12 protein-coding genes are annotated in these 15,560 nt (G+C 33.7%); 5 read left to right on the top strand and 7 right to left on the bottom strand.

What is annotated here, in order from left to right:
* Positions 1–285: 285 nt before the first annotated feature.
* Both ICJ85_RS12635 and lysS read right to left on the bottom strand, forming a co-directional pair.
* Positions 286–2,346, bottom strand: coding sequence for an ATP-binding protein (locus ICJ85_RS12635; protein WP_188224163.1), 2,061 nt, complete (start codon positions 2,344–2,346; stop codon positions 286–288).
* A gap of 56 nt (positions 2,347–2,402) precedes the next feature.
* Positions 2,403–4,097 (bottom strand): lysine--tRNA ligase, encoded by a 1,695-nt coding sequence (lysS, locus tag ICJ85_RS12630; protein ID WP_188224162.1) that lies wholly within the window; start codon positions 4,095–4,097, stop codon positions 2,403–2,405.
* Between the two features lie 214 nt (positions 4,098–4,311).
* On the opposite strand from lysS, the gene ICJ85_RS12625 reads away from it, so the two are divergent.
* A complete protein-coding gene (locus ICJ85_RS12625; protein WP_188224161.1) occupies positions 4,312–4,470 on the top strand; it encodes a YqaE/Pmp3 family membrane protein in 159 nt (52 codons plus the stop codon).
* A 55-nt stretch (positions 4,471–4,525) separates the two neighbouring features.
* Entirely contained in the window at positions 4,526–5,224 is a 699-nt protein-coding gene (gene lipB / locus ICJ85_RS12620) for a lipoyl(octanoyl) transferase LipB (RefSeq protein WP_188224160.1), read from the top strand.
* On the opposite strand, the gene ICJ85_RS12615 is transcribed toward lipB, so the two are convergent.
* A complete protein-coding gene (locus tag ICJ85_RS12615) occupies positions 5,221–6,192 on the bottom strand; it encodes a bile acid:sodium symporter family protein (protein ID WP_188224159.1) in 972 nt (323 codons plus the stop codon). The two genes, lipB and ICJ85_RS12615, sit on opposite strands and share 4 nt — an antisense overlap.
* A 187-nt stretch (positions 6,193–6,379) precedes the next feature.
* On the opposite strand from ICJ85_RS12615, the gene ICJ85_RS12610 reads away from it, so the two are divergent.
* On the top strand, positions 6,380–7,147 hold the full coding sequence (locus ICJ85_RS12610; RefSeq protein ID WP_188224158.1) for an OmpA family protein: 768 nt from the start codon (positions 6,380–6,382) through the stop codon (positions 7,145–7,147).
* A 28-nt stretch (positions 7,148–7,175) separates the two neighbouring features.
* A complete protein-coding gene (locus tag ICJ85_RS12605; RefSeq protein ID WP_188224157.1) occupies positions 7,176–7,583 on the top strand; it encodes a hypothetical protein in 408 nt (135 codons plus the stop codon).
* A 74-nt stretch (positions 7,584–7,657) separates the two neighbouring features.
* Here ICJ85_RS12605 and ppk2 read toward each other — a convergent pair whose 3' ends face one another.
* From ppk2 to ICJ85_RS12585, 4 genes are all read right to left on the bottom strand, one after another.
* A complete protein-coding gene (gene ppk2 / locus ICJ85_RS12600; protein ID WP_188224156.1) occupies positions 7,658–8,458 on the bottom strand; it encodes a polyphosphate kinase 2 in 801 nt (266 codons plus the stop codon).
* 55 nt (positions 8,459–8,513) lie between these two features.
* Positions 8,514–9,563 (bottom strand): nucleoid-associated protein, encoded by a 1,050-nt coding sequence (locus tag ICJ85_RS12595; protein WP_188224155.1) that lies wholly within the window; start codon positions 9,561–9,563, stop codon positions 8,514–8,516.
* Between the two features lie 84 nt (positions 9,564–9,647).
* Positions 9,648–12,083, bottom strand: a complete 2,436-nt coding sequence (locus ICJ85_RS12590; protein ID WP_188224154.1) for a ribonuclease HII — start codon at positions 12,081–12,083, stop codon at positions 9,648–9,650.
* Positions 12,084–12,154: 71 nt separating this feature from the next.
* Positions 12,155–12,754, bottom strand: a complete 600-nt coding sequence (locus tag ICJ85_RS12585) for a ribonuclease HII (RefSeq protein WP_188224153.1) — start codon at positions 12,752–12,754, stop codon at positions 12,155–12,157.
* A 419-nt stretch (positions 12,755–13,173) separates the two neighbouring features.
* Here ICJ85_RS12585 and ICJ85_RS12580 point away from each other — a divergent pair, with 419 nt between their 5' ends.
* A complete protein-coding gene (locus tag ICJ85_RS12580; protein WP_241739546.1) occupies positions 13,174–15,192 on the top strand; it encodes a putative porin in 2,019 nt (672 codons plus the stop codon).
* Positions 15,193–15,560 lie beyond the last annotated feature (368 nt).

Raw genomic sequence — 15,560 nt, 5'->3', positions numbered from 1 at the left:
GACACTTTTTTCTTAAAAATTTTAACAGTTCAGGATTTTTGTCTTAAAGAAGCCATAAAATTGAACTTTTTGGTGTTAAACATTTCTAAATATCTTTAGCACATCGGAAAAAAGCCGAATCTTTGCAGAGTAGTTTATTTGAAATAAGTAATGCTCATAAATTAAAAATTCATACTTTTTAATATTGAAGTTATTAGTTAGTTAATAAATTAAGTTTAGTTGGTTAGTTTGTGAAAGCCCAGTAATTCAAAATTGCTGGGCTTTTTTATTGTATAAACTTTTCTATTACACAGATTGGGTTTCGTTATTAAAATGAAACTGTAATAGTTTGTATAAACGTTCCTTTTTAAACGGTTTTGTTAAGTAATTATTCATGCCGCTTTCAATGGCTTTGTTAATGGCTTCGGTAGTTACATTAGCAGAGAGGCCGAAAATAATCACATCTTTATCAACTTCACGAATGTAATTTGTAGCTTCCCAGCCATCCATTTCCGGCATGTGAATATCCATAAATATCAACTGGTATTTTTTAGCGTTAAAACAATCCAGAGCAATCTTACCGTTATTAGCTGTATCGGCATGGATACCCAAATCCTGAAGGAATTTTTTCAGGACAATTATGTTAAGGTTATTGTCATCAACAATTAAAACATTTAAATCGGCTGTATTGATGCTTTTCTTTATATCTAATGTGTTCTTGGGCACAATATCTTTAGTGATGTTAAACATAAAGGATACTGTGAATTTTGTGCCTTTATCATGTTCGCTTTCAACGCTAATATCACCACCCATCATTTCTACAAGATTCTTGCAGATGGCCAAACCAAGACCACTGCCTTCGTGTTCTTTTTTAATGCTGTTTTCAATTTGAGTAAATCGATTAAAAATGGTGTTAAGTTTATCTTTTGGAATACCAATGCCCGTATCTTCAATACTAATAACGAGCTTTAGTTGCTCTTTAATAACCGTTTCAGAATAGTTAATAGTTACTCCGCCTGTTTTTGTGAATTTTAAAGCATTTTTAAGGAGGTTGTTAACAACTTGAAGTAATTTGTTCATGTCTCCAATAACGGTAACGCCGGCAATATTATTAAAATTGGTGTTTAAGTATAGATTCTTTTTTACAAATAGAAATTGATTTACATCGACAAGCTTTTTAATTTTATTTATAGGTGTGAAAGTATGTTCTTCCAGTTCGGTATTTCCAGATTCAATTTTATCAAAATCTAAAATATCGTTAACTAAGCTTAGTAGGTTGCTGGATGATTTATCCATTAAATCGACATACTCTTTGTGTGTAGGTGTTAAGTTGTCGCTTTTAAGTAATTCTATAAAACCGATAATGGCATGCAATGGGGTTCGAATTTCATGACTCATATTCGAAAGGAATTCGGTTTTTGCTTGCGATGCTTTTTTAGCTCTGTTTTTTTCCTGTTCTAAAGTATGATTAAGCTTTGTTAGCGTTTCATTGGATTGAAGTGCTAATCGACTACTTTTTTTAGCTTGTAAATAGAAGAAGATTAAAGACGATACTATAAAGGCTAAAAAGATACCAACTACAAATGCAACATCGATTATAGTATTCCCTTCTGCAAGTAAAAGGTTTTTAGAAGGGTATATATTAAGTTGCCAGTTCTGGTTGTCTACCGAATCGATTGTTAATTGTTTTGAATAAACAGGATTGGCTTTACTGTTCAGTTTTATTGAGTTGTTTAGTTGATAAAAAGGAAACCCTTTGTTATCATAAAACTCAATGACATATTGGTCTTCCAGGTGATTGGCTAACCGGTCGAAATTAGATTTAAAATCCATACCCGCTGTAATCGTTCCTTGAAACTTGCTATCGAAATAAACAGGGATGTCTACTAAAAATGCCTTTCCTGATTGTTTAAGGTCTAACCAATGGGTAATGTTTGTAAGTCCGCTTTTGGCGTGTTTTAGCCATTCATCTCTACGGTAATCAAGTGTGGAGATATCAAGATTAAGTGCTTTTCTATTTTCTTCAGAAGGGAAAATCTTCCTTATCACCATCGTGCTATCTATCCATTCAATAAATTTGAAAGAGGTATTTTGTTCAAGCAGTAAATTGGCATCGTGTTCCCAGTTCTCAAAATATTCACCATTGGTAAATTCCAGACGACTTTTTAAATTTTCTAAACGGGCAATATCTGAGCGAATAATGTTTTCAAACTCTTTTGAGATGAGTTCTCCAGTGTCTTGAATATCTTCATCAATAACTGAAGCGTATTCATCTTTAGATACTTTGTAGATATAGAGTTTGGCTAAAGAAAGGACAAAAAAAATGGTAACGGCTATAATTAAATCAACTTTTATTTTTTTAATCATAAGCTGTTACCAGATTTTATATTTCGTTTTTAATTAGGCTCTAATATAAAAAAGTTTTAAGAAATGAGCTCGACAATTAAATCGCTGTCGGTTTTAATGACATTGGCTAACTTATGCTTAGTTAGAGCTTTTATACCTTTATCCCAGGCTTTGTTACTTAAGCCACTTTCTTCTTTAAGAACATTCAATGGTAGAGATTTTTTAGCTTTTAATACTTCGAAAATAGCTTTCTCATTATCGCTTAATGCCACTGTCTTTTTCTCTGGTCTCATTTGCGGGAAGAATAACACTTCCTGAATAGATTGGTTGTTGGTCAAGAACATAATTAAACGGTCCATACCAATACCCATACCCGATGTAGGAGGCATACCGTATTCTAAAGCACGTAAAAAGTCGTGGTCAATAACGCCATTGGCTTCATCGTCACCTTTCTTCGCTAATTCCATTTGGTGCTCAAAACGTTCACGCTGATCGATAGGGTCGTTTAATTCTGAATATGCATTTGCAATTTCTTTTCCACAAACCATTAATTCGAAACGCTCGGTTAAATCCGGATTGTCGCGGTGTTCTTTACATAACGGACTCATTTCTTTTGGGTAATCTGTAATAAAGGTTGGTTGAATGTAGTTGCCTTCACATTTTTCACCAAAGATTTCATCAATTAGTTTTCCTTTACCCATCGTGTCATCAACTTCAATCCCCATACCTTCAGCAGCTGCTCTAATTTCAGCTTCTGTTTTTCCGGTAATATCAAAGCCTGTAAAATGTTTGATAGAATCTGCCATAGTGACTCTGGCGTATGGTGCTTTAAAGTCGATTTCGTGTTCTCCAAATTTAGCTTTGGTAGAACCGTTAACGGCCATAGCACAATGCTCTAATAAACGCTCACAGAAATCCATCATCCAGTTGTAATCTTTGTAAGATACATAGATTTCCATAGCAGTAAACTCAGGGTTGTGGGTGCGGTCCATACCTTCGTTACGGAAGTTTTTCGAGAATTCATATACGCCATCAAAACCACCAACAATTAAACGCTTTAAGTAAAGCTCGTTGGCAATACGCATGTATAACGGAATATCTAAAGCGTTATGGTGCGTTACAAAGGGTCTTGCAGCAGCACCTCCGGGAATAGATTGCAATACTGGCGTTTCTACTTCAAAATAACCAGCGTCGTTAAAGAACGAACGCATGGCATTAAATAATTTGGTACGTTTAATAAAGATGTCTTTTACCTTCGGATTAACCACTAAATCGGCATAACGTTGCCTGTAACGTTGTTCCGGATCTGTAAATGCATCGTATACTTTACCGTCTTTTTCTTTTGGTAATGGTAGTGGTTTTAAGGCCTTACTTAATAAGGTGAAGTCTTTTACTTTAACCGTTTTTTCTCCTACTTTGGTTGTGAATAATTCACCTTCAATACCAACAAAGTCTCCAAAGTCGATAAGCTTTTTAAATAGCTCGTTGTATTTTTCTTTGTCTTCGCCCGGGCAAATTTCATCACGGTTAAAATACACTTGTATTTTTCCTTCGGCATCTTGTAATTCGGCAAAACTGGCTTTTCCCTGTACTTTAATCATCATTAAACGACCTGCAATAACCACCTTTTTGTCAGCTTCAAAATGGTCTTTAATCTGTTTCGATGTATGCGTTACAGGATATAAATCTGCTGGGTACGGATTAACGCCTAATTCGCGTAATTTTACTAATTTTTCTCTACGTACAAGTTCTTGCTCTGATAATTGCGACATATTCTAAAATGCTGAGTATAATTTTTTAAAGGCACAAAGATAAACATAATCCTTAAGGTAGCATACGTAATAATATGTGAATTTTTGGTGTTCTCATAGGGGATGTTTTCCATGTAACAAAGGAGTTTATTGCATTCACGAACAAGGGGTGTAACAAATGGTATATTTTTGCGTCAAATAAGAGTCATCAATCAAAAACAAAAAAATCAAAACTATGAGTTTCTGGAGAGTACTACTGTCTATCATTTGTCCGCCCTTAGCTGTTTTAGATAAAGGCTGCGGATCTATTTTAATTGTTCTGATTCTAACTTTTTTTGGGTGGGTTCCCGGAGTTATTGCAGCACTGGTGATTTTGAATAATCCTAAAAACTAGTTAAACCATATAATAAAGTGCTTTTGTTCTTCGATTTGTCTTAATTTTGTGGTCTATGAATAAGTGCATACAACTTCAGGATTTAGGATTAAAAGATTATAAAGAAACCTGGGATTACCAGGAGGAATTATTTAAAGGTATTGTAGACTCCAAAATCAGGAACAGACGAGAGGAGACCGATGAAGATACGAATAACTATTTTCTGTTTGTAGAGCATCCGCATGTGTATACATTGGGTAAAAGTGGTGATTTTTCAAACCTGTTATTAGGTGAAGATGAATTATCTAAAAGAGGGGCTACATTTTATAAAATTAACCGAGGTGGCGATATTACCTATCATGGCCCGGGACAAATTGTAGGGTACCCCATTCTGGATTTAGACAACTTTTTTACCGATATTCATAAATACCTTCGGTTTCTTGAAGAAATGATTATTCTAACGCTGCAGGAGTATGGTTTAAAAGCCGAACGAAGCGAAGGAGAAACCGGAGTATGGTTGGATGTAGGAACACCATTTGCGCGAAAAATATGTGCTATGGGGGTGCGTGCCAGTCGCTGGGTTACCATGCACGGATTTGCTTTAAATGTAAATGCCGATTTAGGGTATTTCGATAACATCATTCCTTGTGGGATTCGCGGAAAAGCAGTGACCTCATTAAATGTAGAACTTGGAGTTAATCATGTTGATGAATCTGAAGTAAAAGAAAAACTTCTGAAACATTTTAAATCGCTTTTTGAAGCGGAATTTATCTAAGTTGAAACAGTGGCTGCGCGTCTGCTTAATTTTGAAGCAATGATGCTAATGATAAATATCTGTAAGGCATGAAATAGCATTAGAGGTAATAGTATTAATCCTAATGGCATAGTGCTGGGGAATAATATTTTAGAAAATACCGTACCGTGTACTAATGATTTTTTCGTGCCACAAAATTGCGCTGTAATTTTATCTTCGCTATTAAAGCCTAATTTTTCAGATAGAAACCCGGTTATAAAATAAACCGCAAAAAACAGAATAAGTATTGCGGTAAATACCATCGACAAATCTAAAAGATTAAGTGAATTGAAAACGCCGTCCTCAAAGGAATGTGCGTAACTTTTGTAAATAATTAGTAAGATAACAGATTTGTCAAACAAAGGGAGTTGGTGTTGGTATTTTTGAACAAAACGTTTACCATATTTCTGAAGCACAATTCCTAAGATAACCGGCGCTAAAATTTCAAGTAAAAGTTTGATGTAAATCTCACCTAGGTTAAAATCTGTTGCTGCAAATTTTGAAAATAATCCCATCCATAATGGTGTAATTACAATACCAATTAAACCTGAAATACTTGCATTGAATATAGCTGCCGGAATATTACCCTTTGCCATAGAAACCATAACGACTGATGACGATACGGTAGATGGTAGAGCTGCCAAAAACAAAAACGATAACCAAAGCATTTGTCCTTCTTCTCCTTTAATAAACCCTTTAAATAAAATAATTAAAACAGGGAAAAGTAAAAAAGTGGTTAGTTGAATAAGAACATGTAGTTTCCAGTTTTTAAGTCCGTGTTTTATTTTTTCAGGGCTTAGCTTTAATCCGTAGAAAAAGAAAATGAAAGCAATTCCAATACTTCCAATTAGATCTAAGGGAATGTTACTGTCTTTACTTCCTAATTCTGGAAAAAAATAGGCTAAGATTATAGTTGCTATAATAGCCAGGACAAAACGGTCAATTTTCATTTAAATAAATCTTCGTTTTTATTATTCTGTTTTAAAAGCTAAAAGTAATAATATAAAAGTGATATTCAGTAATTATAGAAATGTAATGTGAGTGTTAAATCTTATATATTATTAAGAATTCACTTCTTTGAAAATCAGATTTTTATGATTTTTTTTCATACATTGAGGTATTTAAAACTTAATAAGTATGAAAAAACTATTAGTGTTCATACTCTTTATTCTTTTCCTTCTTTTGGCTTGGTTTAGTTGGGGATGGTATAAAGATACTGTAGTATGTTGTCCGGAGCCTGTAACTGAAATTAGTTACGGCCCTTTAATTTTTGATTGTAACTCGGGTGAGGTCATCACAAATGATTTATGGCCTGAGAAAAAACAGGAAATTTTAACTCAGGGAGCCAAAGACAGGAAACTGTTATTGGTTGGTCCTTATTTTAATTCAGAAACCGAACAGGAAGGTGTCAATAGAGCCGAGAAAGTAAAACTGTTGTTTTCCGAATTGGCTGATGAAAATATCATTACCGATGCGCGGTTTGCAGGTGATTGTGAAGCAACAAAAGTTAATATGTTGCACGAGTTAAAATATAAATGGGTAATACGTAACGACGATATTATTGAGCATTTTGATAAAACATTTGTGTTTTACAAGTATGATTCAGATAAAGAGGTTACTAATGAAACTGTTTTAGCGTATTTTGATGAGTTGTCTTCTTTCTTAAAGGAATCGGGAGATAATATATTAATTATTGGTCATACCGATAGCGATGGACCTTCATTGTATAATGAAGATTTAGGACTTAAAAGAGCTAATGAATACAAAGCACATTTAATCAGTTTAGGAGTAGACGAAAGTAAAATTACCGTTGAAAGTAAGGGAGAATCAGAACCACTTCGTCCTAATGATACGCCCGAAAATAAACAAATGAATAGAAGGGTAGCAATACATATAACAGAATAGAAAAATAACATAACAATTATAACGAATCATGAAATTATTACAAATAAATACTACAGCTTGTGATGGATCAGATGTGTTTTGGTCTTGGTTTTTATGGCTACTAGCGGCCTTTGTTTTAGGTTTAATTATAGGTTGGCTTCTCAAACAAATTTTTGGAGGTACATCATCAGAATCTGGTGTAAAACAGGATTTAACTAAAGTAGAGGGTATTGGTCCCAAAATTGAAGGTTTATTGAATAAAAAGGGAATTATTAGTTACAGACAATTATCTGGCACTTCTAAAAGCTTTCTTGAAGATATGTTGGTTGAGGCCGGTCCTGCATTTATAACTCATCGAGGAATGACAGGTACTTGGCCTGCACAAGCGAAATTAGCCGAGCTAGGCGAGTGGGACGAACTTAAAAAATGGCAAGATGTTTTAAAAGGAGGGGTTTAAAGCAGTTTTGATACATAATATAAAGCACTCAGTGTCTACTGGGTGCTTTTTTATTGGGTTTTGTGTCCTTCAGTTTAGTATTTCTCCGGAATAAAGGTTTGGTAATCCATTGGTGGGCGCACATAACTTTTGTAATCTGGTAGTTCTGGTAACTCGATAGGATCTATTTCCATACGTTTATAAGGAATCTGGCTTAACACATGACTAATGCAATTAAGTCGCGCTTTCTTTTTGTTATCTGAATTAACCACAAACCAAGGCACTTGTTTGGTGTCGGTATGGGCAAACATAACATCTTTAGCTTTTGAATATTCTAACCAGCGCGATCGGGATTCTAAATCCATCGGGCTAAATTTCCAGTGTTTTAAAGGGTTTGAAATTCGGTTTTTAAAACGACGTTCCTGTTCGGCATCGCTCACCGAAAACCAGTATTTTAAAAGTATGATTCCGCTACGCACCAGCATACGTTCAAATTCAGGGCAGGATCGTAAAAATTCGTTGTATTCGTCCTCGGTACAAAATCCCATAACTTTTTCAACTCCGGCACGATTATACCAACTTCTATCGAAGAGTACAATTTCACCTGCAGCAGGGAGATATTGTACATAACGCTGAAAATACCACTGCGTTTTTTCTTTTTCGGTAGGAACACCTAAGGCAACGACTTTACAAACACGCGGATTTAAAGGCTCGGTAAAGCGTTTTATGGTACCCCCTTTTCCCGAAGCATCACGACCTTCAAAAACAATAACGACTTTTAAGCCTTGTTTTTTCACCCATTCCTGAAGGTGTACCAGCTCGGTGTGGAGTTTAGCGAGCTCTAGCTCGTAATTAAATTTCTTTTTTTTGGCGTTTTGCTTATCGGAATCTTTCATTCTTCCAAGTTAATAAAAAAATGAAAGTATTTTAAAATTCATAAAGTACTTTGTATTAACTCTCTTCGTTAAAAAATACTTTGTAATAATGCATTTTTTTCTCTTCGTCGTAACCGCGTTCTAAAAAATCTTCTGAAGCATCAGGCGCATCAATATCTACTTTAATAGAGAAGTGGGTATCGAGTTTAATATCGGTTTTAATTTTTTTCTTTTCCTTGGTAACTACGCGCTCGGCAACATCAAACTGGTTTCTAAGTACCAGGTTTTGTTCGGTTTCAAAGGTCTTTTTATAGTCGTCGAACATGCTTTTGTGTTTGTCTTCTTCAAAAAGTTCATCTTTAAAACGCTCGACGTTCACCACTTCATTTTCTTTAAAGAAGTCGATTGTTTTTGCTAAAAAGTTGTTTTTTTCCTGGGCACCATAAGTCGATTTTAAGATTTCTTCAGAAAAGTCTTTACATAAATCGATATACTGTTGGGTGTGGTTGTTGGCATCATCAGCATATTTTATATTTAAAAACTGATTGATCCAGTATTGCGCATCGTAGTTGTTGTTGTCTACCGTTAATATAATATTGCCTTCGGCATCGCCTTGGTTTAAAATCAAACAACCTTTATCAACCTTTTTGCTACTTATTCCTTTTTGTACCAACACATCATAACTATTATTTTCTAAATACGTCTGGAAGAAATTTACTTTGCTTTCAATTTTAAAAATACCAAGCGCATTTGTAGTCATGTCGTTATATTCAATACCTTCAAACATGGCTACCAAAACGTCCCCGGTTTTAATATTTGCTGAAGTCGACTGTTCAAATAAGTGGGTGACAATGTGTTTTGAGACTTCAATAAAGTTGTCTTCATCACTGAATATTTGGGCTGAATATGAATTAATCTCATTAAGACTAATATTAGCATGATGATTAAAACGATAACTTTGAACCACGCTTGCGAAAGGTCTTAACAAAAAAGGGAGCATTAATTCGTAGCTGGCTTCATCAAATTCTACTAATTTTTCTGAAAAAGCATTTTTTGTGCTGTTGAACTTATTTCCAACTTTATGAATAATGAATTTAGATATTGAAGCGTTTTTTCGTGTAATCATGATGCTATGAATTAATGATGCAATACTATTGAAACTTCCTTAACTTGAAATAGTTTTTTGCTGAATTTTTTGTTGGCAAAGAGCTTAATTTAATTGATACAGTAGTATAGAGTTGCTTTCTCCTTTGGTTACAAATTCTAAATTTCTGTCTTTATTAATATTGTCTAACTCAATTGGTGAATTTCCGTAAACCGGGAAGTTAGGTAATAACTTCGCCTGACTATCGAAAAGGTAAATTTTATGTGTTTGTAACTCGGTTATAGAAATGTAGATTTTATCATTTAAATAAAAGAACCCCGGAGCAGTATAATTACCGTAATCTAACTCTATGGTTTTGCTTTTAATGGTTAGCTTATTTTCACTTTGCGCCACTAAAGATTTGGTCGATGTGGTTAACGTGTGCTTTTCTGATAAGTTTAAATTTTTGGAAGCTACATTGCCTTTAGTGTCAACTGAAATTAAATGGCCATTAACGCCGGTAGTTGTAAACGTGTTATTGTAAACAAACACCGGTTCGGTAGAGTAGGCATAACTTGTTTTGGGTTTTACTCTGGTTTTACCTGTACGATCCAGAATATATAGTTTGTCGGTTGTTTTCAGAACGATATAATCTTTTGTGCCTATTCTAAAATGTTTTGGAGTCGTAATAATGGCATCGTCAGCCGACTTAAATGTGAACCCTTTAACCAGTTTGGCATCATCATTATACATTAAAACATGTTTCCCTTGTGTAACCAGTAGCCTGTAGTTTTTGTTTTTGTCGTAATCAAAAACAGCTAATGGCTGGGTGATTTTATCTTTGAATTTCATTGGGAACGGACTTACATCTTTTCCATTTCGGTCGATAATGTAAACACGATTTGGCGTAGCGAATGTTAATTGAAGTCTCCCGTTTTTATAAATGTCTATTTGTTCAATATGGCCAAGAACGGCACCTTGAAGTTGTTTTTTCCAAAGGATTTTTCCCTTATTTGAAATTAGGTATAAGTTGTTTTTAATGTCTTGAACAACAATTTCTTTTTCTCCGGTAATATGATTTTTAACGAATTGCGGACTATTTAAAATGTCGTTATCCAACTTAATATTTAATTCTTCTGATACTGCATTTTCTTCTGCGCGTGCTTTTCCTTTTTTAATGATACCATTTACATGTGAAAAGTCATTGTCGTAAATAAATTGAAGCGCCGAAATGTTATAGTCGTCTACATTGATGTTTAGGTCTTCATTGAAATTTTTAGAAACCACTTGTTTTAAAGTGGCAGGGTTTGCAACCAACATTAATGACGAGGCATCAACGAGTTGTTCTTTCGCCTGTATAAAAACATCTTTTTCGTTTAAAGTGGTTTTGTTCTGGTAATTGGTAATAATACTTTGTATAAAATCCATACTATCGGCAAACACAAAAAAGTTATCCAGAATGCAATATTTTGTAGCGTTGTTAAATGTAATTAACGGTGAAAATGTATTACTGAATATATCTGATTTAGAAAAACTGTAGATTTCAGTTTCTCTAAAGGTGTCTATAATATTTTGTTCACTAATCAAGACGTCTTCAGTAGCGATGACATCGATAGAATTTAAAACAATGGCACGGTCGTTATCTTGATAAATCACACCAACTTCAACAGTGTTGTTAAATAGCTCTGTGTTTGTGGGGATAGAATCTTGTTTCTTATAAGCCTTTAAACTGGTTTTTAGGTTTTCGAAATTTCTAAAAGTAAAACTTAAAAAACCGTCGGTATTGGAAGGTGTGATATTCTGAATTTGATTTTCCTGTGCAACGGTATTTTTAAAAATATTGATTAAACTTTTAGTAGAATCATTGGCTTTGGTGATACCATTAATATAGATTTCATTTTGGCTTACGTCTATATCAACCGCTAGATAATTGGTAAAAGAACTCAGAGCTAGAGTATCTTCTATAAAAAAGGACTTTAAAACCGGGTTGTCAGCTTTTAATAATGCAGATAGCGTACGGTCGTTACTAGTGGTGTTGTATATTTTTTCTAATTCTTCATTTTGTGTAATGTTGTTATTGAAAGCCGCTTCAATAATGTTTAAAGATGAAGAAGCGATAAACATACTGTCAATAACTGTACTATAAAATGTACTTTTATTATAGGTCGATTTTGTAATGCTTTGTTTGCTGTTCACTACTTGTTCTGCATGGTAGTTTGGGAGCGAATCGGTTTTTACCAGTTGTTTATCATATTTTGTGATTACAGTATATTCCAGACTGTCTGTTTCTGGTTTAGAGAAACATATCAGTAGGTCTCCTTTCGGTTTTAAAAGCGTAATAGGTTCTAGTTGACTTTCTAGGTTGGTATAAGATTTTGTTTTTGAGAATTTTTTAAGCAAATCGCTGTTATTGATACTGCTTTTTAAACTTTCCAGATTGGAAGTTTTTAAAACAACCGATGTGTTTTCGGGGATGTAATCAATAGGCTGAAAGCGATTTGTTTTGGTGTTTGTACAGCTAAAAGTAAGTAACAGTAGAAGGGAAAAACAAAAAAATCTCATAGATGAATTAATTTATACAAACCTACATATTTTTCATTTTATAAGGCGTAAAAAGGGTGTATTATAATGTGCTAAAGATCTAATTTTAATTGATCGGGTAACAATTTAAACGATTTTCGATGGTACTTTGTTATACCGTATTTCTTTATGGCTTCACGATGTTCTTTTGTAGGGTAGCCTTTGTTTTTTTTCCAGTTGTACATCGGGTACTCTTCATGAATGATATTCATGTATTCATCGCGATAGGTTTTTGCTAAGATAGAAGCAGCTGCAATGCTTAAATACTTACCGTCACCTTTAATAATGGTTTCATAAGGAATTTCATTAAAAGGTTTGAATTTATTGCCATCAACAATTATAAATTCTGGGTTAGGAGAGAGTTGTTCAATCGATTTATGCATAGCTAAAATAGAAGCATTAAGAATGTTAATCTCGTCAATTTCTTCTTGAAAAATATGAGAAACCCCAAAGCTTAGGGCTTCGGTTTCAACTATAGGTCTAAGTTTATCTCTTTTACTTTCACTCAGCTGTTTCGAATCGGTAAGAATGGTATTTTTAAAATGCTTAGGAAGAATTACTGCCGCCGCCGTAACCGGCCCGGCAAGGCAGCCACGACCGGCCTCGTCGGTGCCACATTCTAAATTAAAATCGGAATGGTTTAATAATAGCATACTGGTAATAAAATCTGTTCAAAGCTAAAACATAATCGGTAGATTTAGAGTGTTTTCAATCTATTTGTTTGTATAATGACTGAGATTTTTGGATTTAAAAATATGTGTTTTATGGATGCTGGCTCTAAGAATATCGCAAGATATGGTCTTGTTTCTTAAAAATAAATAAAATAAAGCAGTGATTTTTGTTAATTTATTTGAAAATTTTTAAAGGGTTTGTTTGTTTATTTAAGATAATATTATGATGTTTGCTGTAGACTAACTCAAATAAATATTTTTATTTCATCTTATATTAGTTAAGGTGATTAATATTTTAAAACAAAAGCCGGCATATTTATGTTGGCTTTGTTTATTTAAAATATTTACCTGCTCTTAACGTTCAAATAATTACTTTTGTTCCGAAAAATTGAATGAAAATAATGAGTATAACAAAAACAGCGTTAGTAAAAAAAGCGTTGCGTATGCGAAAAACATCTTATAGTATAGAAACACGTAAACATATATATTCAATTAAAGTAGCTTCTGTTTGCTTTTTGTTATTCCAGTTTCAGGCGGTTTTCGCTCAGAAAAAACCGAGTAGATTAAGTCGAGAACTTGGAATCGCTGAGGTTAAAGATTCTACAAAACAATCTCTAAAGGATTTAGCTAAAATTACCGATTATTTAATCATTTCACATGATAACGATACAACTTATGTGGATACTACTCTAAGTATAAGAAAGGAGTACAAATTTAACTATTTGCGTAAGGATGATTTTGAGGTTATGTCATTTTCAAATTTAGGGCAAACCTATAATAGTTTGACTTATAATTTTCAGAATACAAAGCTAATGCCAAGTTTTGGTGCGTTGGGTAAGCACTTCAATTATATGGAGGTTGAAGATATTTATTATTATCGAGTGCCAACTCCGTTAACCGAATTGTTTTTTAAAACTGCTTTCGAACAAGGGCAGTTAGCCGATTCGTTTTTCTCGATTAACACCTCACCACAACTCAATGTGTCTATTGCTTACAAAGGATTAAGGTCGTTAGGGAAGTATCAGCATATTTTGGCGAGTACAGGAAACTTTAGATTTTCGACTAATTACCAAACAAAGAACGGACGTTACGTGGCTAAGGCTCATATTGTAATGCAGGATATTTACAATCAGGAAAATGCTGGAATTCGAGATGATAATGTAGAGTATTTTGAAACAGGAGAAGAGGATCATTTAGATCGTTCTATTTTCGAAGTGAATTTTGAAAATGCTGAAACCATGTTAAAAGGAAAGCGTTTTTATTTAGATCATGCATACAATATTGTTCAAAAAAATGATTCCTTAGATAAAAACCATTTGAGCTTAGGGCATATCATTTCATTCGAAGATAAATATAATGAATACAGTCAATCGGCAAATAGTGATTATTTTGGAGATGCTTTCGTGGCCAGTGGGTTAAAAGACCGAAATACACTGGAGAATTTTTATAATCAGTTACATTTAAACTATAGTAATAATATAATAGGAGATTTACAATTTAATATTAGTAATACCAGTTATAATTATGGTTACGATAAATTAGTGGTGTTAAATGGTCAGACCATTACAAATAGATTAAAAGGAGATGTGTTTGCTGCAGGAGGTAAATACCACAAGCAATATAGAGGTTTCGATTTATCGGGAGAGTTAGGATTAAATGTTTCTGGAGATTTCGATGGAAACTATGTTAAAGGAGAAGCATCATTTAAATTAAACGACGATGTGTTTGTAAGAGCAAGTCTTAATCATAGTTCGAAGGCGCCTAACTTTAACACCTTGTTATTTCAAAGTGATTATATAAACTATAACTGGCAAAACAGTTTTAGTAACACAGAAACGCAACAATTGGCATTTCAGCTAAAGTATAAAGAATTGGCTAATGTGACTGTTGATTATTCTACGATTACAGATTATGTGTATTTTGCGCAGGACGATGCTACCCTTCAGGTGCGTCCGTTTCAGTATGGCGGAACCATTAATTATTTACGGGTAAAGTTTGAAAATGAATTCCGATTAGGGAAATTCGCTTTAAACAATACCATATTATATCAAAATGAAAATGCCGATGGTGTGATGAATGTGCCGGATTTAACAACGCGAAACACCTTGTACTTTTCATCGCATATGTTCGACAAGGCACTTTTTTTACAGACCGGGGTAACTTTAAAGTACTTTACCAAGTATTATATGAATGCGTATAATCCGTTATTGGCAGAATTTTATGTTCAAAACGATACGGAGTATGGTGATTTTCCGATGCTGGATTTCTTTATCAATTTAAAAATTCGTCAAACCAGAATATTTGCGAAGGCGGAACATTTCAATTCTGCGTTCACAGGTTACAACTATTATTCGGCGCCAAACAATCCTTATAGAGATTTTACAATTCGTTTTGGAGTGGTATGGAATTTCTTTTTGTAGTGGTATTTGGTTTATTGTAATAAACCACCAGGCTTTCGCTACTCACTTTTTTAGCAAAGGTGTTTGCTAAAAAGAGTTCAAACAAATCGCTCAATCCTTAATACAGATAAAACAACCGTTGGTTAAGTTATTTTAACCAGTGGTTTTGTTTTTTAAAAGTGATACTATATAAGCTTAATTGATGTCATTTGTTCATTCGAGATAAAAATAAAATAAGTGTAACTCATTGAAAATAAGCTTATGGAATAAAACTTCAAAAAAAAGGTTTAAAAAAGTTTGTTAGTTAGAGAGAAAGGGTGGTATATTTGCAGCCCGTTAGCGGCGAAGCTGCTAGGGTAAGTTCATAAAAAGATAGCGATACGAGGTTT

This window comes from Aestuariibaculum marinum (genome assembly GCF_014596975.1).
GTDB classification, from domain to species: domain Bacteria; phylum Bacteroidota; class Bacteroidia; order Flavobacteriales; family Flavobacteriaceae; genus Aestuariibaculum; species Aestuariibaculum marinum.
This window is presented reverse-complemented; position numbering and strand designations above follow the sequence as displayed.

Excerpts from the sequence above, each read along its gene's own strand:
- ICJ85_RS12590 (WP_188224154.1), bottom strand. The coding sequence starts at position 12,083 with ATGAGATTTTTTTGTTTTTCCCTTCTACTGTTACTTACTTTTAGCTGT.
- ICJ85_RS12595 (WP_188224155.1), bottom strand. The coding sequence starts at position 9,563 with ATGATTACACGAAAAAACGCTTCAATATCTAAATTCATTATTCATAAA.
- ICJ85_RS12610 (WP_188224158.1), top strand. The coding sequence starts at position 6,380 with ATGAAAAAACTATTAGTGTTCATACTCTTTATTCTTTTCCTTCTTTTG.
- ICJ85_RS12580 (WP_241739546.1), top strand. The coding sequence starts at position 13,174 with ATGAGTATAACAAAAACAGCGTTAGTAAAAAAAGCGTTGCGTATGCGA.
- lysS (WP_188224162.1), bottom strand. The coding sequence starts at position 4,097 with ATGTCGCAATTATCAGAGCAAGAACTTGTACGTAGAGAAAAATTAGTA.
- ICJ85_RS12635 (WP_188224163.1), bottom strand. The coding sequence starts at position 2,346 with ATGATTAAAAAAATAAAAGTTGATTTAATTATAGCCGTTACCATTTTT.
- lipB (WP_188224160.1), top strand. The coding sequence starts at position 4,526 with ATGAATAAGTGCATACAACTTCAGGATTTAGGATTAAAAGATTATAAA.
- ICJ85_RS12615 (WP_188224159.1), bottom strand. The coding sequence starts at position 6,192 with ATGAAAATTGACCGTTTTGTCCTGGCTATTATAGCAACTATAATCTTA.
- ICJ85_RS12605 (WP_188224157.1), top strand. The coding sequence starts at position 7,176 with ATGAAATTATTACAAATAAATACTACAGCTTGTGATGGATCAGATGTG.
- ppk2 (WP_188224156.1), bottom strand. The coding sequence starts at position 8,458 with ATGAAAGATTCCGATAAGCAAAACGCCAAAAAAAAGAAATTTAATTAC.
- ICJ85_RS12585 (WP_188224153.1), bottom strand. The coding sequence starts at position 12,754 with ATGCTATTATTAAACCATTCCGATTTTAATTTAGAATGTGGCACCGAC.
- ICJ85_RS12625 (WP_188224161.1), top strand. The coding sequence starts at position 4,312 with ATGAGTTTCTGGAGAGTACTACTGTCTATCATTTGTCCGCCCTTAGCT.